This window comes from Ruegeria sp. ABV4_181 (assembly GCF_056158465.1).
The window spans coordinates 1,553,257-1,578,553 of the sequence record NZ_JBSWTI010000002.1 but is presented as its reverse complement, the minus strand read 5'-3'; the positions used below and the strand labels follow the sequence as shown (position 1 = coordinate 1,578,553).

General features: G+C 60.6%; 20 protein-coding genes and 1 tRNA gene. 13 read left to right on the top strand and 8 right to left on the bottom strand.

What is annotated here, in order from left to right; translation table 11 throughout:
* Positions 1 to 30: 30 nt before the first annotated feature.
* The 8 genes from xdhA to ACXAC3_RS07730 all read left to right on the top strand — a co-directional run bounded on the left by xdhA (position 31) and on the right by ACXAC3_RS07730 (position 10,902).
* Entirely contained in the window at positions 31 to 1,392 is a 1,362-nt protein-coding gene (gene xdhA / locus ACXAC3_RS07765) for a xanthine dehydrogenase small subunit (protein ID WP_475158400.1), read from the top strand.
* Positions 1,389 to 3,791, top strand: coding sequence for a xanthine dehydrogenase molybdopterin binding subunit (gene xdhB / locus ACXAC3_RS07760; protein ID WP_475158397.1), 2,403 nt, complete (start codon positions 1,389 to 1,391; stop codon positions 3,789 to 3,791). The genes xdhA and xdhB overlap by 4 nt, the downstream gene beginning before the upstream one ends.
* Positions 3,791 to 4,726 (top strand): xanthine dehydrogenase accessory protein XdhC, encoded by a 936-nt coding sequence (gene xdhC, locus ACXAC3_RS07755; protein WP_475158394.1) that lies wholly within the window; start codon positions 3,791 to 3,793, stop codon positions 4,724 to 4,726. The genes xdhB and xdhC overlap by 1 nt, the downstream gene beginning before the upstream one ends.
* A complete protein-coding gene (locus ACXAC3_RS07750; RefSeq protein ID WP_475158390.1) occupies positions 4,723 to 6,240 on the top strand; it encodes an ABC transporter ATP-binding protein in 1,518 nt (505 codons plus the stop codon). Before xdhC ends, ACXAC3_RS07750 begins: the two co-directional genes overlap by 4 nt.
* Positions 6,241 to 6,281: 41 nt before the next feature.
* Complete coding sequence (locus ACXAC3_RS07745) at positions 6,282 to 7,364, top strand: ABC transporter permease (RefSeq protein ID WP_475158386.1); 1,083 nt, start codon at positions 6,282 to 6,284, stop codon at positions 7,362 to 7,364.
* Positions 7,365 to 7,367: 3 nt separating this feature from the next.
* On the top strand, positions 7,368 to 8,288 hold the full coding sequence (locus ACXAC3_RS07740; protein ID WP_475158383.1) for an ABC transporter permease: 921 nt from the start codon (positions 7,368 to 7,370) through the stop codon (positions 8,286 to 8,288).
* 31 nt (positions 8,289 to 8,319) lie between these two features.
* Positions 8,320 to 9,393 (top strand): BMP family ABC transporter substrate-binding protein, encoded by a 1,074-nt coding sequence (locus ACXAC3_RS07735; protein ID WP_475158382.1) that lies wholly within the window; start codon positions 8,320 to 8,322, stop codon positions 9,391 to 9,393.
* A 141-nt stretch (positions 9,394 to 9,534) separates the two neighbouring features.
* Entirely contained in the window at positions 9,535 to 10,902 is a 1,368-nt protein-coding gene (locus ACXAC3_RS07730) for an MFS transporter (RefSeq protein ID WP_475158379.1), read from the top strand.
* A gap of 25 nt (positions 10,903 to 10,927) precedes the next feature.
* On the opposite strand, the gene ACXAC3_RS07725 is transcribed toward ACXAC3_RS07730, so the two are convergent.
* Positions 10,928 to 12,160, bottom strand: a complete 1,233-nt coding sequence (locus ACXAC3_RS07725) for an HlyD family secretion protein (protein ID WP_475158376.1) — start codon at positions 12,158 to 12,160, stop codon at positions 10,928 to 10,930.
* 3 nt (positions 12,161 to 12,163) lie between these two features.
* Entirely contained in the window at positions 12,164 to 12,568 is a 405-nt protein-coding gene (locus tag ACXAC3_RS07720) for a hypothetical protein (RefSeq protein ID WP_475158374.1), read from the bottom strand.
* Positions 12,569 to 12,722: 154 nt separating this feature from the next.
* On the opposite strand from ACXAC3_RS07720, the gene ACXAC3_RS07715 reads away from it, so the two are divergent.
* From ACXAC3_RS07715 to ACXAC3_RS07705, 3 genes are all read left to right on the top strand, one after another.
* The gene (locus ACXAC3_RS07715) at positions 12,723 to 13,796 is read left to right on the top strand and encodes an NAD(P)/FAD-dependent oxidoreductase (RefSeq protein ID WP_475158370.1); all 1,074 of its coding nucleotides are present in this window, start codon (positions 12,723 to 12,725) and stop codon (positions 13,794 to 13,796) included.
* Positions 13,793 to 14,446, top strand: coding sequence for a DUF938 domain-containing protein (locus tag ACXAC3_RS07710; protein WP_475158368.1), 654 nt, complete (start codon positions 13,793 to 13,795; stop codon positions 14,444 to 14,446). The genes ACXAC3_RS07715 and ACXAC3_RS07710 overlap by 4 nt, the downstream gene beginning before the upstream one ends.
* 68 nt (positions 14,447 to 14,514) lie before the next feature.
* Positions 14,515 to 14,850, top strand: a complete 336-nt coding sequence (locus ACXAC3_RS07705) for a carboxymuconolactone decarboxylase family protein (RefSeq protein ID WP_475158365.1) — start codon at positions 14,515 to 14,517, stop codon at positions 14,848 to 14,850.
* A gap of 49 nt (positions 14,851 to 14,899) precedes the next feature.
* Here the strand turns inward: ACXAC3_RS07705 and ACXAC3_RS07700 are convergent, their stop codons facing one another.
* The 5 genes from ACXAC3_RS07700 to ACXAC3_RS07680 all read right to left on the bottom strand — a co-directional run bounded on the left by ACXAC3_RS07700 (position 14,900) and on the right by ACXAC3_RS07680 (position 23,231).
* A complete protein-coding gene (locus tag ACXAC3_RS07700; protein ID WP_475158361.1) occupies positions 14,900 to 17,407 on the bottom strand; it encodes a GcvT family protein in 2,508 nt (835 codons plus the stop codon).
* A gap of 141 nt (positions 17,408 to 17,548) precedes the next feature.
* Positions 17,549 to 18,874: a hypothetical protein gene (locus ACXAC3_RS07695; protein ID WP_475158358.1), complete on the bottom strand. Its 1,326-nt coding sequence runs from the start codon at positions 18,872 to 18,874 to the stop codon at positions 17,549 to 17,551.
* A gap of 95 nt (positions 18,875 to 18,969) precedes the next feature.
* The gene (locus ACXAC3_RS07690; protein WP_475158354.1) at positions 18,970 to 20,382 is read right to left on the bottom strand and encodes an FAD-binding oxidoreductase; all 1,413 of its coding nucleotides are present in this window, start codon (positions 20,380 to 20,382) and stop codon (positions 18,970 to 18,972) included.
* Positions 20,383 to 20,394: 12 nt separating this feature from the next.
* Positions 20,395 to 22,188 (bottom strand): gamma-glutamyltransferase, encoded by a 1,794-nt coding sequence (gene ggt, locus ACXAC3_RS07685; RefSeq protein ID WP_475158352.1) that lies wholly within the window; start codon positions 22,186 to 22,188, stop codon positions 20,395 to 20,397.
* Positions 22,189 to 22,244: 56 nt separating this feature from the next.
* Positions 22,245 to 23,231, bottom strand: coding sequence for a 2-hydroxyacid dehydrogenase (locus ACXAC3_RS07680; protein WP_475158350.1), 987 nt, complete (start codon positions 23,229 to 23,231; stop codon positions 22,245 to 22,247).
* A 159-nt stretch (positions 23,232 to 23,390) separates the two neighbouring features.
* On the opposite strand from ACXAC3_RS07680, the gene ACXAC3_RS07675 reads away from it, so the two are divergent.
* Positions 23,391 to 23,891 (top strand): SH3 domain-containing protein, encoded by a 501-nt coding sequence (locus ACXAC3_RS07675; RefSeq protein ID WP_475163382.1) that lies wholly within the window; start codon positions 23,391 to 23,393, stop codon positions 23,889 to 23,891.
* Between the two features lie 23 nt (positions 23,892 to 23,914).
* Here ACXAC3_RS07675 and ACXAC3_RS07670 read toward each other — a convergent pair whose 3' ends face one another.
* Complete coding sequence (locus tag ACXAC3_RS07670) at positions 23,915 to 24,823, bottom strand: haloalkane dehalogenase (protein ID WP_475158347.1); 909 nt, start codon at positions 24,821 to 24,823, stop codon at positions 23,915 to 23,917.
* Between the two features lie 311 nt (positions 24,824 to 25,134).
* Between ACXAC3_RS07670 and ACXAC3_RS07665 the strand changes: the two genes are divergently transcribed.
* Positions 25,135 to 25,209: transfer RNA gene (locus ACXAC3_RS07665), tRNA-Gln, on the top strand.
* Positions 25,210 to 25,297 lie beyond the last annotated feature (88 nt).

The window sequence follows — 25,297 nt, the reverse complement described above, 5'->3', positions numbered from 1 at the left end:
CGCAACCGGGTAAGGCGACGGGTTTCACGAATGGACATCGCGTTTCTTCTGAACGGAGAGACAGTGGAGCTGGCGGATGTGGATCCGACAGCGACCCTGCTGGACTGGCTGCGCGAGGATCGCGGCCTGACCGGCACCAAAGAGGGCTGCAACGAAGGCGATTGCGGCGCCTGCACCGTTATGGTGACGGATGAGGGCGGCGCAAAGGCACTGAACTCCTGCATTCTGTTTCTGCCCCAACTGCATGGCAAAGCCGTGCGCACCGTCGAAGGCGCGAGTGGCCCGGACGGAGAGGCGCATCCCGTACAGCAGGCGATGGTCGACCTGCATGGTTCGCAATGCGGTTTCTGCACGCCCGGATTTGTGATGTCGATGGTGGCAAGCCACGCGACAGGCGCGACGGACCATGATACCCAGCTTGCCGGCAATCTGTGCCGATGTACAGGCTATGCGCCGATCATCCGCGCCGCAAAAGCGGCTGAAGACCATCCCGTACCGGTCTGGGTCAAGGACAAGCCGGTCGCGCCGCAGACAACCTCTCGGATGCTGCCCGGCTCGTCGGATGAACTGGCCGCGGTCTATGCTGAAAATCCCGACGCCACTCTGGTCGCCGGTGCCACCGATGTTGGACTGTGGGTGACCAAGCAGCTGCGCGATCTGGACCCGGTGATCTTCCTCAACCGCTGCGACGATTTGAAAGAGATCACGGTTACTGAAGACGAAATCCGATTTGGCGCAATGGTCGATATGAACCGCATGGGCGACGCGCTGGCCGATCTGCACCCGTCCTATGCCGAGATGATCCGCCGCTACGCCAGCGTTCAGGTGCGCCACGCGGCAACGGTGGGCGGCAATATCGCCAACGGCTCACCCATCGGGGACAATCCACCAGCGTTGATCGCTCTGGACGCCACCCTGCACCTTCGCAAAGGGGATGAACGCCGATTGATCCCGTTGGAAGATTTCTTCATCGATTACGGCAAACAGGACCGCGCACCCGGCGAATTTGTCGAGGCGGTCAGCTTCCCGCGTCAGGTGGATCGGCTTAAATGCTACAAACTCAGCAAGCGCTTCGATCAGGATATCTCGGCGGTTTGCGGATGTTTCAACATCACCGTAGAAGACGGAACTGTCACCAACGCACGCGTTGCCTATGGAGGTATGTCCGGCATTCCGAAGCGGGCCACAAAGGTCGAGGCATCGCTGAACGGCAAACTCTGGTCGCAGGAAACCATTCAAGCCGCCCTGCCCGCGTTTGCTGAGGATTTCACCCCGATGACGGACATGCGCGCATCTGCCTCGTATCGTCTGGAAACCGCCAAAGCGATGCTTGAGCGCTATTTCCTTGAGGATCAGGGCGAAGTGACAAATGTACTGGAGGTGACGGCATGAGTGTGACCAAACCTCTGCCCCATGACGCGGCGCCGCTGCACGTCTCCGGTACGGCGCGTTACGTGGATGACATCCCGACGCCAAAGGGATCGCTGTATCTGACCTTCGGCCTCAGCCCCATCGCCAAGGGTACGATCACGGCAATGGATCTGTCGGCAGTGAAGGCGGCCGAAGGCGTTGTGATGGTGATGACCGCCGACGATCTGCCATTTGCCAATGACGTCTCACCGTCAATCCATGACGAACCGTTGCTGTCGGACGGCACGATCCATTACATCGGCCAGCCGGTTTTCCTTGTGGTCGCCTCAAGCCATCTGGCGGCGCGAAAGGCCGCACGTCTGGGCAAGATCGACTATGCCGAAGAGGCCCCCATCCTGACCGTCGAAGAGGCGTTGGCTGCAGACAGCCGGTTCGAAGACGGGCCGCGCATCTACGCCAAGGGCGATGCCGATGCGGCCATTGCCGGTGCGGCCCATGTGATCGAGGGGTCCTTCGAACTCGGCGGGCAGGAGCATTTCTATCTGGAAGGTCAGGCCGCGCTGGCCGTGCCGAATGAGGGCGCGGATATGCTGGTGCACAGTTCGACCCAGCACCCGACCGAGATTCAGCACAAGGTGGCGGACGCTTTGGGCGTTCCCATGCATGCGGTCCGGGTTGAAACCCGTCGTATGGGCGGCGGCTTTGGCGGCAAGGAAAGCCAGGGCAACGCTTTGGCAGTAGCCTGTGCCATCGCCGCGCGTGCGACCGGCAAGGCCTGCAAGATGCGCTATGACCGAGACGATGACATGATCATCACCGGTAAACGGCACGCATTCCGGATTTCCTACCGCGCGGGTTTCAACGAGGATGGGCACATTCAGGGCGTCTCGTTCCTGCATTATGCCATCTGCGGATGGGCGCAGGATCTGTCCCTGCCTGTTGCCGACCGCGCGATGCTGCATTCGGACAATGCCTATCTGCTGCCGAATGCGCGGATCGAAAGTCATCGGTTGAAGACCAACACGCAATCCGCCACCGCCTATCGCGGGTTCGGCGGACCGCAAGGCATGGTCGGGATCGAACGGGTCATGGACCACGCCGCGCACGAACTGGGGTTGGACCCGGCCGAGTTGCGGCGGCGGAATTATTATGAACCCGCGCACGCGGTGGCGGACCCGGCGCCAATAGAAAAACCGCTGGGTCACCCTGATCCGCACGAAGACCTGACAAGCCGCGGCGCGGTCGAGATAGGCGACGCCCCGGTGCGTCCCCTGCCCGCAGGTGGCAACACCACCCCCTATGGCATGGAGGTCAGCGACTTCGAACTGCACGGCATGACCGAAGCGCTGCTGAAGTCCAGTGACTACGCCGCTCGCAAGGCCGCCATAGAAAATTGGAATGCCGAGAACAGCGTGATCAAGAAAGGCATCGCCTTTTCTCCGGTCAAGTTCGGCATTTCCTTCACATTGACCCACCTGAACCAGGCGGGCGCTCTGGTACATGTCTATCAGGACGGCTCGGTTCACCTGAACCATGGCGGCACCGAGATGGGCCAAGGCCTGTTCCAGAAGGTTGCACAGGTCGCGGCCTCGCGGTTTGGTATTCCGCTGGAGATGGTGAAGATCACCGCGACAGACACGGCCAAGGTGCCGAACACCTCGGCCACCGCTGCCTCGTCGGGCAGCGATCTGAACGGGATGGCGGTAAAGGCGGCCTGTGACACGATCCGCGACCGGATGGCCGATTATCTGGCCGAACGGCATCAGGCTGATCCGTCCACCGTGACCTTCTCGGATGGCCATGTTTCGGTCGGTGAGGAATGTTATTCTTTCGCCGAGGCCGCCGCGCTGGTCTATCAGGGCCGCATCAGCCTGTCGGCGACCGGATTCTACAAGACGCCCAAGATTGAATGGGACCGGATCAAGGGGCGCGGTCGCCCGTTCTTCTACTTTGCTTACGGTGCCTCCGTTACCGAGGTCGCCGTTGACACGCTGACCGGTGAGAACCGCATTCTGCGCACCGATATCCTGCATGATGCAGGCGCGTCGCTGAACCCGGCGCTGGATATTGGACAGGTCGAAGGTGGCTATGTGCAGGGCGCGGGCTGGCTGACGACCGAGGAGCTGGTCTGGGACGACAAGGGCAATCTGCGCACGCATGCGCCCTCAACCTACAAGATACCCGCTTGTTCCGACCGGCCTGACATCTTCAACGTCGCGCTCTGGGATGGGGAGAACCGCGAGGACACGATCTATCGCTCGAAAGCGGTCGGAGAGCCGCCTTTCATGCTGGGCATCTCGGCCTGGCTGGCCCTGTCGAACGCGGTTGCGGCCGTTGGCGACAGCTACCCGGCATTGAATGCACCGGCCACCGCGGAAGAGGTCTGGCGCGGGGTCCAAAGGATGAAGGGAGACATCTGATGGGATTTGACCTGGAGGCTTTGAGGGAGGCGGTCAAAACCCACGGCAAAGTGGTTCGCGTGGTTATCGCCGGGATCAAGGGATCTTCCCCGCGTGAGGTTGGCGCCGCCATGCTGGTTTGGCAGGGCGGACAGTCGGGCACCATTGGCGGCGGCACGCTGGAATACGAGGCGGCAAAGGCCGCGCGATCCCAATCGGCACCGTCGCGTCTGACGCAACACGCGCTTGGGCCTGATATGGGGCAATGCTGCGGCGGCGCGGTGACGCTGTTCAGCGAAGTTTTCGACGCCGAGGCTGTGGCCGGGCTGGACGAAACGGTCATTGCCCGCAGCGTTTCGGGTGGGGCGATGCCTCTTTCGGTCAAAAGACTGCTGGTCGCGGCACGCGGTCAGGGGATTGCACCTGACCCCCAGCTTGTTGACGGCTGGATGGTCGAGCCGGTGCACAAACCGGCGCGATCCTTGTGGATCTGGGGCGCGGGCCATGTTGGCCGCGCGTTGGTGGATGTTCTGTCCCCCTTGCCCGATTTGGCAATCACCTGGGTCGATACAGGTCCCGACCGTTTCCCCGACGCGGTGCCAGGCGGCGTGACCGTCGTTCCGGCGGCAAAACCTGCCGAACTGGTGCGCCATGCGCCGCGCGAGGCCGAGCATCTGGTGCTGACATATTCGCACAATCTGGATCTGGAACTGTGCAACCGGCTGCTTTCGCACGATTTCCGCTTTGCGGGGCTGATCGGCTCGGCTACGAAATGGGCGCGATTCCGGTCGCGGCTGGCAGCCCTTGGGCACTCGCCCGAACGGATTGGCCGGATCACCTGCCCGATCGGTGACCCGATGTTGGGCAAACACCCGCAGATGATCGCTGTCGGCGTCGCCGCGCAGCTGCTGCGCCCGACCCGGCAAAACGACTTGAAGAAGGACCTGAGCGCGTGACCACCCCACTATTGAGCTTGCAAGGGCTGACCAAAGCCTATCCCGGCGTCGTGGCCAATGATCAGGTGTCCTTTGACATCGGCGAAGGCGAAGTTCACGCCCTGCTGGGCGAAAACGGCGCGGGTAAATCCACATTGGTGAAGATGATCTATGGGCTGGTGAAGCCTGACAGCGGTGCCATGCTGCTGCGTGGCCAGCCCTTTGCGCCCCCCGAACCGCGCGCGGCGCGGGCTGACGGGATCGCGATGGTATTCCAGCATTTCTCGCTGTTCGACGCTTTGAACGTGGCCGAAAATATCGCATTGGGGATGGAAAACCCACCAGCCATGGGCGATCTGGCTTCGCGTATCCGCCAGGTGTCCGAAACCTATGGCCTGCCGCTGGACCCGTACCGCACGGTTGGCGACCTGTCCGCGGGTGAGCGGCAAAGGGTTGAGATTATCCGCTGCCTTCTGCAAGACCCTAAACTTCTGATCATGGACGAGCCGACCTCGGTTCTGACACCGCAAGAGGTAGACATCCTGTTCGAAACGCTGAACAAACTGCGGTCCGAAGGAACGTCGATCCTATATATCTCCCACAAGCTGGAGGAAATCCGGACTTTGTGCGACCACGCCACGATCCTGCGTCTGGGCAAGAATGTGGGCGAGTGTGTTCCGTCCGAGACCTCGGCGCGGGACATGGCCGAATTGATGGTGGGTTCGACCCTGCAGACACCCGAACGCACCGGGCGTGAATTCGGGCAGGTCGCACTGGATGTCAGCGGGTTGTCGGTGCCGTCGCCATCAGAGTTCGGAACCGCGTTGAAGAACCTTCACATGACCGTTCGCAAGGGCGAGGTTCTGGGCATCGGCGGCGTTGCCGGCAACGGGCAGGACGAGTTGCTGGGTGTGCTGTCGGGTGAAGTTCAGACCGCCGCCGATGCGGTCAAATTCAACGGCCAGCCGATCGGCAAGCTTGGTCCGACCGCGCGCCGCAAACTTGGGGTGCTCACCGCGCCCGAGGAACGGCTTGGCCATGCGGCCGCACCTGATATGAGCCTGACCGAAAACGCTCTGCTGACCGGTTCGGTGCGCGAAGGGCTGGATAACAACGGCTTTCTGAAATGGGCCGACACCAAAAACTTTGCCGAAAAGATCATCAGCGCCTTCGACGTCCGTACGCCGGGGCCGGAAAATGCAGCGCGGTCGCTGTCTGGCGGCAATCTGCAGAAATTCGTCATCGGACGCGAGGTGTTGCAGGACCCCGACGTGCTGGTAGTGAACCAGCCGACCTGGGGTGTGGACGCCGCCGCGGCCGCCTCGATCCGGCAGGCCATTCTGGATCTTGCAGCCAAAGGCACCGCCGTCGTTTGCATCAGCCAGGATCTGGACGAGCTGATGGAAATCTCGGACAGCTTTGCCGCGCTGAACGAAGGGCGTCTGAGCGCCCCGCGCCCAACCACCGGCCTGACCGTGGACGAAATCGGCCTGATGATGGGCGGCGCGCATGGCATGGAGGTGGCCCATGTCTGAACTGCATCGAAAAAGAACAATGAAAACAGGGGGATGAGCAGATGATTGTGTTGGAGAAACGGCCTCAGCCGTCCAAGGCGTGGTCCTATGCGACCCCCTTGGTTGCAGTGCTGGCAACGATGGTTTTTGGCGGCATCCTGTTCGCCATTCTGGGCAAGAACCCGATCGAGGCCATCGGAACCATTTTCTGGGAACCCCTGTTCGGAGAATTCGCCTTTTACTACCGCCCGCAACTGCTGGTGAAAGGCGCGCCGCTGGTGCTGATCGCCATCGGCCTGTCGCTGGGCTTTCGGGCCGGTATCTGGAATATCGGGGCCGAGGGGCAGTACATCATGGGCGCCATCTTTGGTGCCGGCGCTGGTTTGGCGTTCTATCCGCTGGATGCGTTCTATATCTTCCCGATCATGGTGATTGCCGGGGCGTTCGGCGGCTGGCTGTGGGCGATGATCCCGGCTTTTCTGAAAGTCCGCTTCGGTACCAACGAAATCCTTGTGTCGCTGATGCTGGTCTATGTCGCCGAACAGATGCTGGCCTCGGTTTCACTGGGCCTGTTGAAGAACCCCGAAGGGTTCGGCTTTCCAGGCTCGCGCAACCTGCAATCTTATGACAGCGCGCATAATGCCGAACTGATCGCGGGATCGGGCATGCATTGGGGCGTCGTAACCGCCCTGATCGCGGTGATCTTTGCCTACGTTCTGCTGAACCGCCACATGCTGGGCTTTCATATCCGTCTGACGGGTGAGGCACCGCGTGCGGCGAAGTTTGCCGGCGTGAACCCGGCGCGCCTGATCCTGTTCTGTCTGGGTCTGTCCGGCGCATTGGCCGGTCTGGCCGGGATGTTCGAGGTGTCCGGCCCGTCGGGTGTGGTCAGCATCGACTTTAACGTCGGCTACGGCTTTACCGCGATCATCGTGGCTTTCCTTGGCCGCCTGCATCCGGTGGGCATCCTGCTGGCCGGTGGGCTGATGGCCCTGACGTATATTGGCGGTGAGATCGCTCAGTCTCAGCTGGGCCTGCCCGCCGCTGCCATTCAGGTGTTTCAGGGGATGCTCCTGTTCTTCCTGCTGGCTTTCGACCTTTTGACCAACTACCGCATCCGTGCGGCCCGTAGCGAGGTGGCGTGACCCATGGACCTTGGTGAAATTAATCCCGTACTTCTGGTCGCCTCGCTGATGGTGGCCGCGACCCCCCTGTTGCTGGCCGCGATCGGAGAGCTGGTTGTCGAAAAAGCAGGCGTTCTGAACCTCGGTGTCGAGGGCATGATGATCGTTGGTGCGATCAGCGGTTTTGCGATCTCGGTCGAAACCGGCTCACCCTGGCTGGGTTTCATCGCCGCCGCAATCGGTGGTGCCGTACTGTCGCTGCTGTTCGTCCTGCTGACGCAGGTGGCATTGGCCAACCAGGTTGCCAGCGGTCTGGCGCTGACACTATTTGGCCTGGGGTTCAGCGCCCTGCTGGGCCAAAGCTATGTCGGGATCAAACCGCCCAGCATGGGTGAAATCCATATCCCGGTGATCAGCGATATCCCCGTGATTGGCCCGATCCTGTTCCAGCATGACCCGATCCTCTATGTCGGCATCGCTCTGACCGCTGCGGTCTGGGCCACGCTGAAATACACCCGTGTTGGCCTGATCCTGCGCGCAGTGGGCGAGAACCACGATGCGGCGCATGCACTGGGCTACAAAGTCATCAGAATCCGTATTCTTGCGATCCTGTTCGGCGGGGCCTGCGCGGGGCTGGGTGGGGCCTATATCAGCCTGATCCGCGTGCCCCAATGGACCGAGGGCATGACCGCCGGTGTCGGCTGGATCGCCCTTGCGCTGGTGGTCTTTGCCAGCTGGAAACCGTGGCGTGCCTTGCTGGGTGCCTATTTGTTCGGCGGCATCACCGTGTTGCAGCTTAATTTGCAGGCAGCGGGCGTTGCCATTCCTGTCGAGTATCTGGCAATGTCGCCCTATATCATCACGATCCTTGTGCTTGTGATCCTTTCGGCCGACAAGAGCAGCGCACCTGCCTCACTGGGCCGGATCTTCCATGCCTCACACTAGGGGCCAATTGAACCAACTTGGGGAGTAACACATGAAATTCACAACACTTTTGGCAAGCGCCGCCATGGCGCTGGGTCTGGCGACAGGCGCCGTGGCCCAAGACAAGACCAAGGTCGGCTTTGTCTATGTTGGCCCGGTGGGCGACGGCGGCTGGACCTATGAACACAACAAGGGTCGCCTCGCAGTCGAGGACCATTTCGGAGACAAGGTCGAAACCGTTTTCGTTGAATCAGTGCCCGAAGGCCCGGACGCCGAACGCGTCATGACCCAGATGGCGCTGGAAGGCGCAGATCTGATCTTTACCACCTCGTTCGGTTACATGGACCCGACGATCAACGTGGCCAAGAAGTTCCCGAACGTGAAGTTCGAGCACGCGACCGGCTATAAAACCGCCGACAACGTCTCGGTCTATTCGGCCCGCTTCTACGAGGGTCGCGCCGTTCAGGGCCACATCGCTGGCAAGATGACCAAGTCGAACACCATCGGCTATATCGGCTCCTATCCGATCCCCGAAGTGATCCGGGGCATCAACTCGGCCTATATCCACGCCAAGAAGGTGAACCCGGATGTCGAGTTCAAGATCGTCTGGGCCTATACATGGTTCGACCCGGCGAAAGAGGCTGACGCGGCCACCGTTCTGATCGAACAGGGCGCGGACGTGATCCTGCAGCACACCGACTCGACCGCGCCGCAGGCGGCCGCGCAAGAGGCAGGCAATGTTGTCACCTTCGGGCAGGCTTCGGATATGAGCGAATACGCCCCGTTCCCGCGCGTGTCGTCGATCATCGACAACTGGGCCCCCTACTACATCGCCCGTACACAGGCCGTCATGGACGGTTCGTGGGCGACGGTGAACACCTGGGACGGTATCAAGGAAGGCATGGTCGAGATCGGAGAAATCTCTGACGCGGTTCCGGCTGACGTGAAAGAAGAAGCGATGACCCTGAAGGCCGCCATGGCGTCCGGCGAATACCACCCCTTCACCGGTCCGCTGAAAAAGCAGGATGGCAGCGACTGGCTGGCAGATGGCGAAACCGCCGATGACGGCACGCTGGCCGGCATGAACTTCTACGTCGAAGGGCTGGAAGGCGAGATCCCACAGTAAGCCGACAGGCATACGAACCGAAGGGCTGGCCGTAAGGCCGGCCCTTTTTTGTTTCGGTTCCGCATGACCTTGACGAACAGGGATGCAGCGGACCTGATAGCGACAAGGGCAACTCTCCGACAGGACGGCATGGTTAATCCGATGGAACCCAAGGCACAGGACCGCAGCCGCTGGTGGATACTTGGCGCAATGGGGGCCATCCTTGGCGTCATCCTTCTGGATGAAACGGTTGTCAGCGTGGCGTTGCCCACGATCCGGGCCGAGCTTGGCCTGTCTCGGTTGGATGCGCATTGGGTCGTGAACATCTACCTGCTGGTGCTGGCCTGTTTTGCCTGTGCCGCAGGGCGGCTGGGCGACATCCTGGGTATCCGCGTATTGTTGAACGCGGGCCTTGTGATCTTTGGCCTGTCATCTGTGTTGGGGGGGTTTGCCGAAAGCGGACTTGCCCTGCTTGCCGCGCGGGCAGTTCAGGGTGTTGGCGCCGCTTTGATATTTCCTCTGTCGCTGGTGGTGCTCGTTCAGTCATTTGACGAAAAGGAACGCGGGCTGGCACTGGGGCTTTACGGCGGTATCGGAACGGTATTCCTGTCGTTGGGCCCGCTGGTGGGAGGTCTTCTGACCGAATACCTGTCCTGGCGCTGGATCTTCTGGGTCAACCCTCCGATCGTGCTGATTGTGGCCGGAATCTCCTGGACTTGCTGGCGCGATCCGCCACATTTGCCAGAGCTTGGATTTGACTGGAAAGGGCTTTTTCTTCTTGTGCCCGGTCTGGCCGCCCTGGTGTTCGGCGTCATGGAAGGCCCGGACCGGGGTTGGATGCAGCTTGAAGTTCTTGGCGCGCTGGCCGCAGGCGCGATGCTGCTGATCCTGTTTGTCCGTGTCGAACAGGGCCTTTCGACGCCACTGATCGCGATAAACTTGTTCGCCAATCCGGGGTTTGCGGCCGCGAACATGATCCTGTTTACTGCGCAATTCGGCAAGATTGCCCTGTTCGTGTTCGGCGCGGCCTATTTTCAGTCCGCGCTTGGGTTTTCACCCTTGATGGCCGGTGTGGCGTTATTGCCGATCGCTGTGCCGCAAATCTTTATCGCACCGATGGCAGGTAAAGTTGCCGACAAATTCGGCACCCGCGCCCCGTCCCTGACTGGCACCGCTATTGGAACGCTGGCCATTCTTCTGGTCGCGTTGGGAATGCACCTGAACGCAACTGCGGTAATCTACGTGGGATACATCCTGTGGGGATGCTGTGTCCCGTTCCTGTTTGTTCCGCCCCGACGCGCCGTCATGTCCGCTGTGCCACCAGAACTGCACGGGCAGGCCAGCGGCATTTCCATGACGTTTCAGCTGTTGGGCGGAACAGTCGGTATGGCCTTGGGAAGTACAGCCCTCGCCATTACCGGTTCTTTCACTCTGGTCTTTTGTTTCGTCGCCGCATTCGCGGCGTGCGTTCTGGCCTACGCCATGGCCTCGCTTGCTGCAGAAGGGCAAACTGACCGCGCAACCGAGTGACCTCGGCGCGCGGGCCAGACACAGATTAGTGCCCGGTCAGAACCAGCGTGTTCACCGGCATCAGGATCAGGCGCAGGCGCAGCCCCGCAGCATGGACAACGCCGATCGTGTCGACAACATGTAGGAACGCTGCCTCCCAAAATCCAAGGTCTTCGTGTTCCAGCCGTTCGTGGTTGTCTGTGTAAACATTCGCAAGACAGTTGGATCCGGGCGGAATGTCATCCGCCATGCCTTTGTACAGCGGCTCCATATAGACCAGAATCGAACCCGGGTTGGTGTTGGTCTGCACATCCCGCAGCTCGTCCGTCGGGCGGATTTGCCCAGAAGGGATAACGTCCTGCACCTCGACCACAACAACCGGGATCACCGTGAAGGGTTTGGTCATGCACCCAAGCTCTCCGATCATGCCGGGCTTGATGACCTGCGCGGAAAGCTGGTTGAACGCCGCCTGAAACCGATCATGCCCCGAGGATGAGGGCACCAGAATACCCGCCGGGCGCAGCAAAGGGCTGACATAGTCGCCGACCTGCAGCCCGAATTGTTCGACCCGCCCCGTTACCCCGGCGCTGATCACCGTTTTGTCCAGTTCGGTCAAAGCGGCATCCAGCTGCGCGTTTGCACTGGCCAGCTGGGCCGGGATCAGTTCTTCGATCTGCTGCAGGACGGCGGCACGTTTCGATTGCGCGGCCTTCAGTTCCGCCTCACGCTCGGCCACCAGATTTTCCAGCCGGTCAATTTCAGCCAGACGGACGGCGCTGGACCCTTCGTCGCGCAGGGTGGTGTTGCGCTCCAGATCCTCAAGGGATTGATCCAGCGCGGCCCGGGCACCGGCGATGCCGGCCTCGGCCTCGGCCAGATCGGTTTCCGCCACTTTCAGCGAAGCCTGCACCTGTGCGATCCCGGCATGCGCCGCTTCGACCATCGCGGTCTGGGTAAAATCCTCGATCCGGAAGATGGGCTGACCCGCGACAACCTGCTGGTTGTTGGTGACAAACACCTCGGACACACGGCCGCCAAGCTGGGGCAGGATCGTCACGGTGCGGAAATAGGATGCCGCCGTTTTGCTGGCCGGATGGAAATAGAACAATGTGGTGATCACGGTCAGCGCCAGAATAGCGCAGGTGGTCAACCCCCAGCGCAGTTCATACCACATCGTGAAGAGGGTAATTTCATGCCCGATCCGTTTGCCCTGAACAAAGCGGCGGAACAGATAGTCGGGCAGCACTGTAACCAGCGCGCACATCAATGTCTCAAGCATGACCTATTGCTCCTGCTGCGCGGTTGGTTCCTGGGGCTGAACCGGGGCAGGCTCTTGCGAAGACTGCGAGCCCAAAGATCGAATAGCGTCCGCGATCGCCCGAAGAGGCGCCGCGACATCAGGGAACTGGAACCCCGCCACCAGAACGGCCGCGACCCAGAACAGACCGTTATGCGTAAACAGCGCAAGCAGGGCCAGAATACCGACCAACTGAAACTGAGGGTGGTTGGATTCATGGGCGATTTTTTCGGGTATCGAATGCAGCGTGAAATATCCCACGCCGATCAGGATGATGACCAGAACGGTGAACACGAACATGAACGTCAAAAGGAAATCACTGCCGTCCGCCTGGGTCACGTAAGACGGAATATGCCCCGTGGCCATCGGGTGTAGATCTGCGGTACTCACCCTGCCCTCCTGTTTCTGCGTTACACTTTCTTGGATGGGTTGATGCATAATTTCAAGCCTGCTTAAAGTTCCCGGTAGGCTTCTGGCGCGACTTGACGGCATTTTGGCCACGAGCATTTTCAACGGACAGGGCGGCTGGCCCATAAGAGGAACCATGATAGATTTCCTGATCATCGGCGGCGGCATTGCCGGGCTCAGCGCTGGCGCGCGGCTTTCGCAGCACGGGACAGTAACCGTTCTCGAAGCCGAGGACGCGTTAGGCTACCACGCGTCGGGACGGTCCGCCGCCCTGTTCGAAGAAAGCTATGGCCCGCCGTCCGTTGTTGCGCTGAACAAGGCTGGCGCCTCATTTATGAACGGTGAAAATGGCGGCTATCTGATCCCGCGCGGCTTGATGCTGGTGGGCGGAAAGAGCCAGAGGCAGGTGTTCGAAACCGATGCGGCCGACCTGAATATGCAGGTCATTACCGTGGATGAGGCAAGGGCCCGCATACCGATCCTGAACCCCGCCACCGTGGGGCATGCCGCGATCAGCTATGCCGCGTTTGATGTTGATACGGACAGGCTGTTGCAGGATTTTGCGCGCATCATTCGCGGCAATGGCGGAACGGTGCAGACCAAGCGCAAGGTCACAGATATTCGAAAAGCCGGGCATTGGATGATCCAGGCGGGTGATACCTACGAGGCCCGCAATCTGGTCAACGCCGCCGGAGCCTGGGTCGATGAGATTGCCGCCCTGGCCGGGATCGCACCGATCGGGATTGTACCGAAACGTCGTTCTATGGCCCGGCTTCCCGCCCCGGGCGGGCATGACGTCAGGGGCTGGCCCATGATGCTGGGCGCGGGTGAGACCTGGTATGCCAAACCTGACGCGGGTAAACTGCTGGTCTCACCAGCTGAGGCTGAGCCGGTCGCGCCGCAGGACGCCTATGCCGACGATATGGTGCTGGCCGAAGGGCTGGCGCGGTACGAAGAAATGGTTACCGAGCCTGTTACCCGGGTCGAGGCAAACTGGGCCGGTCTGCGCAGTTTTGCGCCGGACGGGACGCTGGTTCTGGGCCCGGATCCTGCGGATCCGTCGTTTATCTGGTCAGCCGGTCAGGGCGGCTATGGGTTTCAGACCGCCCCGGCCGCCTCGCAATTGGTTGCGGATCTGGCGACCGGCTCTCCTTCCCAACTGGGTGCCGAGGTCATCGCCGCCCTCAGCCCGGAAAGGCTGCGCCGATGAGTAAAAGACACCTTCCTTCGAATGCCAGCGTTGCCACCGAAGGTCAGGACGGGCGGCTGGTTGCCCCCGCCGCGACCCGCAATGCGGACGCGCTGTGCAACCTGCTGGTTCAATACGCGCCACCCAGCGGCCGCGCGCTGGAGATCGCCAGCGGCACCGGCCAGCATGTCAGCGCCTTTGCCCGGCACTTGCCCGGCCTGCTCTGGCAACCGACCGAGATCGACAAAGAGAGGCGGAACAGTATCGACGCATACACGGCTGACCTGCCCAACGTCTCTGACGCCGCACCATTGGATGCAACGGCACCGGGATGGCACAAGGAATTCGCCGGGCAAAATCTGATTGTTCTGATCAACCTTGTGCATCTGATCAGTTGGGCAGAAACCAAGACGCTGATTTCCGAGGTCGCACAGGCGCTCGCCCGCGGGGGGCGCTTTGTTCTCTACGGCCCATTCATGCGGTCGGGGCAGTTGACGAGTGACGGGGACCAGCGGTTTCATGACGCGTTGATCCAACAGGACGCTGAGATTGGCTACAAGGATGACGATGACATTGCTGCGCTTTTGACCGGCCTTAGTCTGACCATCGTCGAAACTGTCGAAATGCCCGCCAATAACCTGGCTTTCATCGCGGAAAAACCCGCCACCTGATCGAAATCAAGGCCCAGCTCAACGCCGCAATACACATTCCATTTATACAATATAAATGGAATGATGACATGCACTGGCAGGAAAAGATCAAGGCCACCCGCAACGGGCTGCGCAATCTGAACGGCGCGATACCCGATGCAACCCGCGCGTTCGGCGCGCTTGGGGCGGCGGTAAAGCAAGGTGGAACACTCGACTACAAAACCAAGGAATACATCGCTCTGGGCATCTCCATAGCGATCCGGTGCGAACCCTGCATCACGTTGCACACAGAAGCCCTGATCAAGGCCGGTGCATCGCGTGAGGAGTTTTCGGACGTTCTCGCAGTGGCCATCCAGATGGGCGGGGGTCCGTCGATGATGTACGCGGCCAAGGCGCTGGAATGTTTCGACGAAATGAGGTCGTGACAGCACCGAAATCAAAAGGCCCCGGAATGTTTCCGGGGCCTGATCTTGATCAACCGTCCTTGCGGATGGTTTCGTTCTTGGGGTCATAGGGGCTGTCGCAGGTCACGACCGCATCCCACAGCTTGTCCTGCATCTTGACCTGCAGCTTAGTGCCTTCAACCGCCAGTTCAGGCTTTACATAGCCCATGCCGATGGATTTCTCGAAAGCCACGGAATACCCGCCCGAGGTCAGACGACCCACACGCTCACCTTCCGGCGTATAGAGCGCCTCGCGGCCCCACGGGTCAGCATCGTCCGGTCCGTCAATCAGCAGGGTGCAGCATTTCACGCGCACGCCGGTCTCTTCCAGCTTGGCCTTGCCGTAGAAGTCTTTCGACAGGTCAACAAATCGCGGCAGGTCAGCTTCCAGCGGGGTCGCGTCGCGGCCCAGTTCGGTGCCGAAGGCGCGATAGGATTTTTCCTGACGCAGCCAGTTCTGAGCGCGGGCGCCGACCAGCTTCATACCGTGCTTCTCACCGGTTTTTTCCAGCAGATCGAACAGGTAGTTCTGCATCTCGATCGGATGGTGCAGTTCCCAGCCCAGTTCACCGGTATAAGCCACGCGGATCGCGTTGACCGGGCACATGCCCAGTTCGATTTGACGGGCCGACAGCCATGGGAAGCGCTTGTTGGACAGTGCGGTTTCCGGATCAGCGTCCTTGATGACCTCTTTCAGAACGTCACGCGACTTGGGTCCGGCGATGGCAAAGACGCCCCACTGGGTGGTCACGTCCTGGATCTCGATGTAACCGAACTCCTCCATCTTGTCCTCGGCCGCCTTGCGCAGATAGTCGGCGTCATACTCGGTCCAGGCACCGGCAGAGACGATGTAATAGTTGTTCTCGCCATTCCGGACGATGGTGTATTCGGTGCGGGTGGTGCCGTGCGAGGTCAGCGCGTAGGTCAGGTTGATACGACCGACCTTTGGCAGCTTGTTGCAGGTGAACCAGTCGAGGAATGCGGTCGCACCGGGGCCTTTGACGACATGCTTGGTGAAGGCCGACGCGTCGATCAGGCCAACGCCTTCGCGGATCGCTTTGGCTTCTTCGACGGCGTACTGCCACCAGTTACCACGGCGGAAGGAACGGCTTTCCTTGTCGAAGTTATCCGGCGCATCCAGCGGGCCGAAATAATTCGGACGTTCCCAGCCGTTCACCCAGCCGAACTGCGCGCCACGGGCTTTCTGACGGTCATATGCAGGAACCGTGCGCAGCGGACGGCAGGCCTCACGCTCTTCATCGGGGTGGTGCAGGATGTAGACATGCTCATAGCACTCTTCGTTCTTGCGTGCCGCGAATTCGGTGGTCATCCAGTTGCTGCTGTAGCGCTTGGGATCCAGCGATGCCATGTCGATCTCGGCTTCGCCATCGACCATCATCTGCGCCAGATAGTAGCCGGTGCCGCCCGCAGCGGTGATGCCGAACGAAAAGCCCTCGGCCAGCCACATGTTCCGCAGACCCGGAGCCGGACCAACCAGCGGGTTGCCATCGGGGGTGTAGCAGATCGGGCCGTTGAAATCGTCTTTCAGACCGGATTCAGCGCAGGAGGGCACGCGTTCGGCCATCGCCATGTACTGATCCGCGATGCGGTCCAGGTCCAGCGGGAACAGGTCGGCGCGGAAACTGTCCGGCACGCCATGTTCAAACTGCGCGGGCGCGCCGTGTTCGTAGATACCCAGAATCCAGCCGCCGCGTTCCTCACGCGCATAGGATTTGTTGTCGGCGTCGCGGACAACGGGGTGTTCCGGGTTGCCTGCTTCGCGCCATTTGACCAGTTCGGGGTCTTTGTCCATGACGATGAAAGTGTGCTCGACCGGGATGGCAGGCATCTTGATGCCCAGCATTTTGGCGGTACGCTGCGCGTGGTTGCCTGAGGCGGTCACGACATGCTCGGCGGTGATCACGACCTGCTCGTCCGACGGCACCAGGTTGCCGCCCTTTTCGACCATCTTGGTGCAGGTGACTTCCCAATGGGTGCCGTTCCAGTGGAAGGCGTCAGCCTGCATCTTGCGCACGATATCAACACCGCGCTGACGGGCGCCCTTGGCCATCGCCTGCGTTACGTCTGCGGGGTTAATATAGCCATCTTCGGTGTGATAGATCGCGCCCTTCAGATCGCTGGTTTCGATCAGCGGCCAGCGCTCTTTGATCTGGTCGGGGGTCAACCATTCATAGGCGACATCGCAGGTTTCAGCTGTGGAGGCGTAGAGCATGTATTCATCCATACGCTCCTGCGTCTGCGCCATGCGCAGGTTGCCGACCACGGCGAAGCCTGCGTTCAGGCCGGTTTCTTCTTCAAGCGTCTTGTAGAAATCAACCGAGTACTTGTGGATGTGGGTTGTCGCATAGGACATGTTGAACAGCGGCAGCAGGCCCGCGGCGTGCCAGGTGGAACCGGATGTCAGTTCGTCCCGCTCAATCAGCATCACGTCATCCCAGCCCGCTTTGGCCAGGTGATAGGCAATCGAAGTACCGACGGCGCCGCCGCCAACGACCAGTGCTTTGACTTGGGTTTTCATAGCCGGGTGTCCCCCCTTGGAATTTGTTGCCCCCATATGGCGCAAATGAAGCCCCCGCCGCGACATTCATCCGACCAGTGATATAAAAAAAACGACCCCCGGTCTGTCGGGGGTCGCATTTCGGCTGGAATCCGGTGCGGGTTAACCGTCGCCCAATGTGCAGGTCTTGAAGGCTTCTTTGGTCGCGCATTTGCTTGAAACGCCTGCGCCACCCTTGTTGACGCGAACCGTGGGTGCCTGCGCGGTTTCGTCTTTCTGGAAATAGGACTTCAACCCACCGAAAAAGCCGCCTGCGCCGCCGTCCTCGGCGGTAGGTTGTTTTGGGTCACCCTTGAACGACGCAAAGAAGCGCCCGAACATGTTGCCGCCCTCAGATCCGGCTTTTTGGGTTTCACCCGCCAGCAGATCAGTCAACCCCCTGCGGTACCCTAGCTGAACCAGATCATCGGCGGATTGGATCTTGTTCGCGGTCAGGTCAAAGGTATCGTCGGGCAGCCCGTATTGCGCAGCCATCGTGTTCGCGACCAGAGCAAGCCCGTCGACGTTGTTGAGCCGGAGCTGCGCCAGTTCCCCACGGAGCTTCATGAACTCCGATCTCAGTTCAGCCATGTTCACGGCCAGTTCCGTCTCGGTCTCGGCGTTCACTACTGCGTCATTGCCGACACCGGGCACCGGCTGGCTGAGCAACGCGTTCAACCCGTCATAGTCCAGCCGCGACAGAAACGCGTGCACGTCCTGTGCGGGTGCATCCGAATACATCTTCAGACGGATTTCCTCGCCCAGACCGATAGTTCCCTTGTAGACATTGAACGCCACCGGGGCGCTCAGGTCCGTGATACCTGCGGTAACCATCGACCAGAACGCGCGATCATCCACCCTAATCACACTGTATTTGTTTTGCGTGAACTGAAAAAATGCCACGCCGCCAATAACGCCGAAGGGGGTGTAATCGCTGGCGCTGATGCCCAGCGCGTCCACGGATTGCGCGATGTTGCCCGCAAGAGTGTTGGATCTGGCGTCCTTCCTGAGTGAAATCTGCACCCAGATCGTATGTTCGCCTTTCTCGTAAACCCAACTGTTGCGGTCTACCTTGCTGGCCAGTTGCTGAGCTTTCTGAATTGCGACTTTCTTGGCCAGCGGCCGGGCTGCCTCGCTGATATTGTCCTGTAAGACCCCTTCCCGCGCATCGCGTGCAAAGTCGCGGTCGGCGATTGCGCGACGCACCCATTCCTTGTCGGAGTCCGGCAGGAAATGCTTGCCGCCGGCACGCCAGCGTTTCTGGCGTTCACGCTCGACTTTTTCCGCGTCCAGCTCTTCGTGATAGAGGGCAAACCGCTGTTTCAGCGTGTCCACATAACCGTTCGCCGATAAAGTGCCCTCGTGCTTTTTGTCCTGCTGGTAATAGTCCACCCCGGCCACAGCCAGAACCACGACCAGCACAAAACCAATGAACCGCAACGCGTCCATCTGAATCTCCGAAATCAATCACTGCTCTTTTCCCGGATGGATAGCAGTAAATTGGGGCAGTCTTGTGGCTTTGTTGCAGAATTCCCGCGTTGTCTTCAGGGGTCCGCGAGCGGAAGAATCTTTCCCGGATTCATAATGTTATCCGGGTCCAGCGCCCGTTTTATCGCGCCCATATAGTCGACCGCCGGCCCAAGCTCCTTGACCAGATAGGGTTGCTTGCCCTGCCCGATTCCGTGCTCGCCGGTACAGGTGCCCTCCATCGAGATTGCCAGATCGTTCAGCCACCCGACAAATCCGCCTGCCCTGGCCACTTCGTCCTCGTTTTCCATGTCGATCAGCAACAGGGTGTGGAAATTTCCGTCGCCCACATGCCCGACCATCGGCGCCAGCAGGCCAAGCTCTTCGGTCTTTTTCCGGGTTTTTGTGACGCATTCGGCCAGACGCGAGATCGGAACGCAGACATCCGTCGAAATCCCGCGGGCTCCGGGCCGCAGTTGCAAGCTGGCCCAGTACATGTCATGCCGGGCCTGCCACAGTTTGTTGCGTTCTTCGGTCGTCGAGGTTGCGGCGAAATCCGTGCCGCCAAATTCTTCGGCGATCTGATCAAAGGTTTCCGCCTGCTCGGTGGCACCGCTTTCCGATCCGTGAAATTCCAACAGCAGCAATGGCGTTTCCGGCAGGCTCAGCCCGGAATAGGCATTGGCCGCCCTGACCGACATCTCGTCCAGCAATTCGATCCGCGCGACCGGGACGCCATATTGGATCGTCATCATCACCGCCTGACAGGCGGCGTCCACCGAAGGGAAAGAACAGCGGGCCGAGGTGATCGCCTCGGGGATGCCCTGCAGGCGCAGGGTGATTTCGGTGATGATGCCCAACGTGCCTTCGGCGCCGATCAACAAGCGGGTCAGGTCATACCCGGCCGAGGATTTCCTGGCCCGGTGGCCGGTCCGAATGATCTGCCCGTCCGGCATCACCGCCTCAAGGCTGAGGATGTTGTCCTTCATGGTCCCGTAGCGCACCGCATTGGTGCCCGAAGCCCGCGTTGCGGCCATACCGCCCAGCGAGGCGTTCGCGCCGGGGTCGATCGGGAAAAACAGGCCCTGATCGCGCAAATGGGTATTCAGGTCCTCGCGTGTCACACCGGGTTGGACAACGCAATCCAGATCGCCGGGATGGACGGCCAGCACCTTGTTCATCTGCGTGAGGTCAACCGAAATACCCCCGGCCGGGGCATTTACATGGCCTTCGAGCGATGTGCCGGTACCGAAGGCAATGACCGGAACCTTGTGCAAGGCGCAGGTTTTGACGATCTCGGAAACTTCCTCGGTCGAGTGCGGAAAGACCACCGCATCCGGAGACTGGTTTTCGATCCAGGTGGTTGTGTGACCATGTTGCTCGCGGATCGCCCGCCCCGTTTGAAGGCGGTCGCCGAACTTCTGCTTGAGGATGCTGACAGCCGTATCTATCCCGGCTTCATTTCGCGGTAATACAGCTGCCTGCACCATTCGGTTTCCCCCCTATTCGCCTAGCGCGATACCTTCGCGGCGCGGATCGGCACCGCCGATCAGAACGTCGCCAATTTCAATCGCATGCAGGCCCGAGGTCAGGTCACGCGGGTTAACCTCGAACCCCATTTCGGTCAGAGCGTCCGAGAACCCCTCGGCCGATGTGCTCAGTTCGACATCATATGTTCCGAAACGGTTGACCAGATGCGGCAGCGACAAAGCCTGCTGAACATCCATGTCCCAGTCCGCCCAGGCGATGATCGACTTGGCCACGTAACCGATGATGCGGCTGCCGCCGGGTGAACCGATGGCCAGCACCGGCGCACCGTCCTGCATTACGATTGTCGGGCTCATGGATGAGCGCGGCCGCTTGCCGGGCTCCAGCCGGTTGGCAATCGGAACGCCGTCGCTGTGGGTCTTGAACGAGAAATCGGTCAACTCGTTGTTCAGCAGGAACCCGTTCGTCATCAACCGGGATCCGAAGCCGTTTTCGATCGTCGTCGTCATCGACAGGACGTTGCCATATTGATCCACAATCGAAATATGCGAGGTCGAGGGCAGTTCCAGCGAGACATCATCGGCCCAGTTCGACGCGTGATCGAATTCCGGATTTCCCGGCGCCACCTCGGTCAGCGCGCCTTCGCTGCCCAGCAGTTCGCCGCGCTGCGACAGATAGTCCGGGTCGACCAATCCTTTCGTGGGCATGGGAACAAAATCGTGGTCGGCCATGTACCGGCCCCGGTCGGCAAAGGCCAACCGGGAGGCATCGCCGATCAGACGCCACGCATGGGCATCTTCGGGGCCCATGGCGGCCAGATCATACCCGTCCAGCATGCCAAGTATCTGCCCGACCGTCAGTGCGCCCGAAGATGGCGGCCCCATGCCGCAGACCTCATAAGTGCGATAGGTCGCGCAGACCGGCTCACGCTCGATCACCTGATAAAGCGCCAGATCGACACCGGACAGAACGCCCGGGTTTCCCGGGGCATTGCGCACGGTGCTGACGATTCCGGCGGCGATTTTACCGCCATAGAACCCGGCAGACCCTTCGCTGGCCAGAACCCGCAGGGTTTCCGCATATGCGGGGTTCATCAGACGTTGGCCCTGCTTCAGCGGCGCGCCATCGGGCAGGAAATAGGCCGCGGTTCCGGGGAACCGAGACAGACGCTCGGCATCCGCTTCGACCAGGCTGGCCAGACGTGGCGAGACAAGGAACCCCTCGTCGGCCAGCGTAATTCCAACCTGAAACAGGCTGGGCCACGGGCTGCGGCCCCAGCGGCGATGCGCTTCCTCCAGCAATGCAGGCGTGCCGGGCGTACCGACGGACAAGCCGCCAACCACCGCATCAAAGAATTTCAGCGGCGCGCCGTTTTCGTCGTGGAACAGCCGGTGGTTCGCTTCCAACGGGGCCGTCTCACGCCCGTCGAGCGTGGTCAGATTGCCGCTTGCGTCATCGTACCAGACAAGGAAAGCCCCGCCGCCCAGGCCCGAGGATTGCGGTTCAACCAACCCCAGCACAACCTGCACCGCGACCATCGCATCCGCAGCGGACCCCCCTTCCCGCAGGACCTTGGCACCGGCCTCGACGGCCAGCGGGTTAGCGGCCGCGACCATCCAGTTCTGCGCCTCGACAGGGGCACCGGCCAGTTTGGCCTCAAGCGCCGCGATAACCTCTTCGGTCAGCCCCTGCACCTGCCCCTCGGACGCGCCCTCGGGCGCAACCGCATCTGCGGTTTCCTGTGCAAAGGAAGGCACGCCAAAAGTCAGTGCCGTCAAAAACAATCCCGAAATCAGACTTCGTTTCATTGTATCCTCCTGAAAAACCGTTTTTTGCCCCTGCAATCAAACGAGGCCCAAACTCGTCACAACATGGATGGTACGACCTGATCCGGTGGCCGGTGACCGTCTTCGAAGGTCTTGATATTTATAATGACCTTCTCGCCCATTTCGATACGCCCCTCCAGCGTGGCCGACCCCATATGGGGCAACAGAACGACATTCGGCAATTGCCGCAGGCGCGGATTCACATTCGTTCCGTGTTCATAAACGTCCAGCCCGGCCCCGGCGATTTCACCCGAACGGATCTGCCGGGTCAGTGCGTTTTCGTCGATCACCTCACCGCGCGAGGTATTCACGATAACAGCTGTCTGCTTCATCAGCTTCAGACGCCGCGCATTAATCAGATGAAAGGTCGACGGCGTGGACGGGCAGTTAATCGAGATGACATCCATCCGCGCCACCATCTGGTCCAGGCTTTCCCAATAGGTCGCCTCCAGATCCTGTTCGGTCTCGGGGCGCAGCCTGCGGCGATTGTGATAATGCACCTGCATGCCAAACGCCTTGGCCCGCTGCGCCACGGCCTGACCGATGCGTCCCATTCCAAGAATGCCCAGACGCCGCCCGCCGATCCGGCCACCCAGAAAGGCATTTGGCGCCCAGCCTGACCAGTCCCCCTTTTGCATGACCGCCAGACCTTCGGGTATCCTGCGCGTCACGGCCAGTATCAGCGCCATGGTCATGTCGGCGGTGTCGTCGGTCAGAACACCCGGAGTGTTCGAAACCAGAATTCCGCGCTGCCGCGCAGTTGCAACATCGATATTGTCAACGCCAGCCCCATAATTCGCGATCAGGCGCAGATTCTCGCCGGCCTGCCCCAGCAGGCCACCGTCGATCGTATCCGTCACGGTCGGCACCAGCACGTCCGCGCTTTGGACGGCGGTCACCAGTTCTTCGCGCGACATCGGCGTATCATCGTCACGCAGCTGCACGTCGAACAGCTCGCTCAACCGGGTTTCAACCGCCTCGGGCAACCGTCGCGTAACGACAACACTCAGACGTTCTCTTGGCACCTTCGCCCTCCCACTGCTTTGCAAACTTTCGCGCGCCATGGCATCGTGGCGCAGGATAAGGCGGGGCACAAGAACTCCTAAGACATTGAGTCGACCTTTTTTCGAACACAGATCAACAGGCACAAGAGCAGACAGTCAGTGAGTGGTACTCTACCGGTAATGCGCCGTTTCTGGGCAATAGTGTCCGTGCTTCTGTTCGCGTTCGGCCCCGTGGTCGCCAGCGCACAGGATAACCGCGGCCCTGTCACCAACCTGCCTTTGCCACGTTATGTTTCGATGAAAGCTGCCGAAGGTAATGTGCGGCGTGGCCCGTCGCTGACCCATCGAATCGACTGGGTGTTCAAAAGGCGCGGAATGCCCCTGCAAATCACCGCCGAATACGGCAACTGGCGCAAGGTTCAGGACCGCGACGGTGCCGGCGGATGGGTTCATTACGCCTTATTGTCGGGCGTGCGCACCGTTCTGATCGAATCCGAGATGCTGCCGGTCTATACGAGCCCCGATCCGAACGCGCAGGTCAGCGCCCAATTCGAATCCGGGGTTGTCGCCCGGCTGGGCAGTTGCAATCCGGACTGGTGCCACATTTCCGCCGGCGGCTATCGCGGCTGGGCGCTCAAATCCAGCCTTTGGGGCGTCGACCCCGCGGAAATCCGCGAATAACTCGTAGTCGTGCAACCCCGGAATCAGCTTGTCCGCGCAATGAAGTCGCAGGTTAGCTCCACCAGTTCGGCACCGACATCCTCTTGCAGAAAATGGCCCGCATCCGGCAGCACGACATGCGGCTGACCGGCGGCCCCCGGACACAGCCGCTGAAACACGGTGTCGATTCCGGCCATGACTTTGTCATCTGCCCCAAACGCCGTCAGAACCGGGGTGTCCAAGTTGCGGATCACATCCCACGCCCTGCGATTCGGACCCGACGACGGGTCCTCGGGCGAGGACGGAACCAGCATCGGGAATTGTCGCGCTCCGGCCTTAAAACGCTCATCCGGAAACGGTGCGTCGTAGGCTGCAATGGTGTCTTCCGACAATGGGGCAACCGTTCCGCCCTTGAGGATCCCACCGGCGGGAAACACCGGCACTTCCTGGCTGAATTGGCGCCAGTTCTCAAACGCCGCACCCATCGGCTGATCCCCCGTCGGCAAAGCGGTGTTGGCCACAACGATCCGCGCGAATCTTTCCGGCATTTCAGCCCATAACCGCAGGCCGATAAGCCCGCCCCAGTCCTGGCAGAACAAAGTGACATTGCGCAGATCCACCTTACGGAGCCATTCCCCCATCCAGGCGACATGACGTTCATAGGTATAATCCCCACGCTCAGCTGGCTTGTCAGATCGCCCAAACCCGATCAGATCCGGTGCAACTGCCCGATGACCCTTTGCGACAAATCCCGTGATCATATGCCGGTAGAGATACGACCAACTGGGTTCGCCATGCATCATCAGCACCGGATCGGCATCCCGCGGCCCCTCGTCCACATAGTGGACGCGCAACGTGCCGCCCTCCGTGTCATCGACCTGCAAGTAATGCGGCGCGAAGGCATAATCGGCCAACCCGTGAAATCTTTCATCCGGAGTGCGCAGAGCTTTCATGTCTCACCTTCTGACTTTCTCACCTGCCATTGAGGGAGTGCCGTGCGTTCATTGCAGGTCCCACCTCATGAAACAGGTAAGTATGCCCCTCCGCAAGTCACCCAATGAGGACCCCCTTCAGCGCCCAACCTCGAATTGACCCGCCGGGACAGGACGCACGAAGCCCGTCGACATGCCTTCGGAACAGCCCGTCGATTTGGGGCGCAAACCCATGCCGACCCTGCCCTGAAAAATATTTTCCAAGCTTGCTGATTTTTTGCTGGAAAGGCCTTGAACCCTCCAACCAACAATCGTAGATAGCGCCTCACCGTTGGGGTGTAGCCAAGTGGTAAGGCAGCGGTTTTTGGTACCGTGTATCGTAGGTTCGAATCCTACCACCCCAGCCACCATTCTCCGAAAGAGCAACAAAATAAGGGGAATTCCGCCCCTTCAAGTCGACATGTATCCCATGCCTCCGAAGTTGGGATACAAAGC

What these genes read in the sequence shown, in the direction of transcription:
- xdhA (WP_475158400.1), top strand. Translation starts at nt 31, where the DNA reads ATGGACATCGCGTTTCTTCTGAACGGAGAGACAGTGGAGCTGGCGGAT.
- xdhB (WP_475158397.1), top strand. Translation starts at nt 1,389, where the DNA reads ATGAGTGTGACCAAACCTCTGCCCCATGACGCGGCGCCGCTGCACGTC.
- xdhC (WP_475158394.1), top strand. Translation starts at nt 3,791, where the DNA reads ATGGGATTTGACCTGGAGGCTTTGAGGGAGGCGGTCAAAACCCACGGC.
- ACXAC3_RS07745 (WP_475158386.1), top strand. Translation starts at nt 6,282, where the DNA reads ATGATTGTGTTGGAGAAACGGCCTCAGCCGTCCAAGGCGTGGTCCTAT.
- ACXAC3_RS07740 (WP_475158383.1), top strand. Translation starts at nt 7,368, where the DNA reads ATGGACCTTGGTGAAATTAATCCCGTACTTCTGGTCGCCTCGCTGATG.
- ACXAC3_RS07735 (WP_475158382.1), top strand. Translation starts at nt 8,320, where the DNA reads ATGAAATTCACAACACTTTTGGCAAGCGCCGCCATGGCGCTGGGTCTG.
- ACXAC3_RS07730 (WP_475158379.1), top strand. Translation starts at nt 9,535, where the DNA reads ATGGAACCCAAGGCACAGGACCGCAGCCGCTGGTGGATACTTGGCGCA.
- ACXAC3_RS07725 (WP_475158376.1), bottom strand. Translation starts at nt 12,160, where the DNA reads ATGCTTGAGACATTGATGTGCGCGCTGGTTACAGTGCTGCCCGACTAT.
- ACXAC3_RS07715 (WP_475158370.1), top strand. Translation starts at nt 12,723, where the DNA reads ATGATAGATTTCCTGATCATCGGCGGCGGCATTGCCGGGCTCAGCGCT.
- ACXAC3_RS07710 (WP_475158368.1), top strand. Translation starts at nt 13,793, where the DNA reads ATGAGTAAAAGACACCTTCCTTCGAATGCCAGCGTTGCCACCGAAGGT.
- ACXAC3_RS07705 (WP_475158365.1), top strand. Translation starts at nt 14,515, where the DNA reads ATGCACTGGCAGGAAAAGATCAAGGCCACCCGCAACGGGCTGCGCAAT.
- ACXAC3_RS07700 (WP_475158361.1), bottom strand. Translation starts at nt 17,407, where the DNA reads ATGAAAACCCAAGTCAAAGCACTGGTCGTTGGCGGCGGCGCCGTCGGT.
- ACXAC3_RS07695 (WP_475158358.1), bottom strand. Translation starts at nt 18,874, where the DNA reads ATGGACGCGTTGCGGTTCATTGGTTTTGTGCTGGTCGTGGTTCTGGCT.
- ACXAC3_RS07690 (WP_475158354.1), bottom strand. Translation starts at nt 20,382, where the DNA reads ATGGTGCAGGCAGCTGTATTACCGCGAAATGAAGCCGGGATAGATACG.
- ggt (WP_475158352.1), bottom strand. Translation starts at nt 22,188, where the DNA reads ATGAAACGAAGTCTGATTTCGGGATTGTTTTTGACGGCACTGACTTTT.
- ACXAC3_RS07675 (WP_475163382.1), top strand. Translation starts at nt 23,391, where the DNA reads ATGCGCCGTTTCTGGGCAATAGTGTCCGTGCTTCTGTTCGCGTTCGGC.
- ACXAC3_RS07670 (WP_475158347.1), bottom strand. Translation starts at nt 24,823, where the DNA reads ATGAAAGCTCTGCGCACTCCGGATGAAAGATTTCACGGGTTGGCCGAT.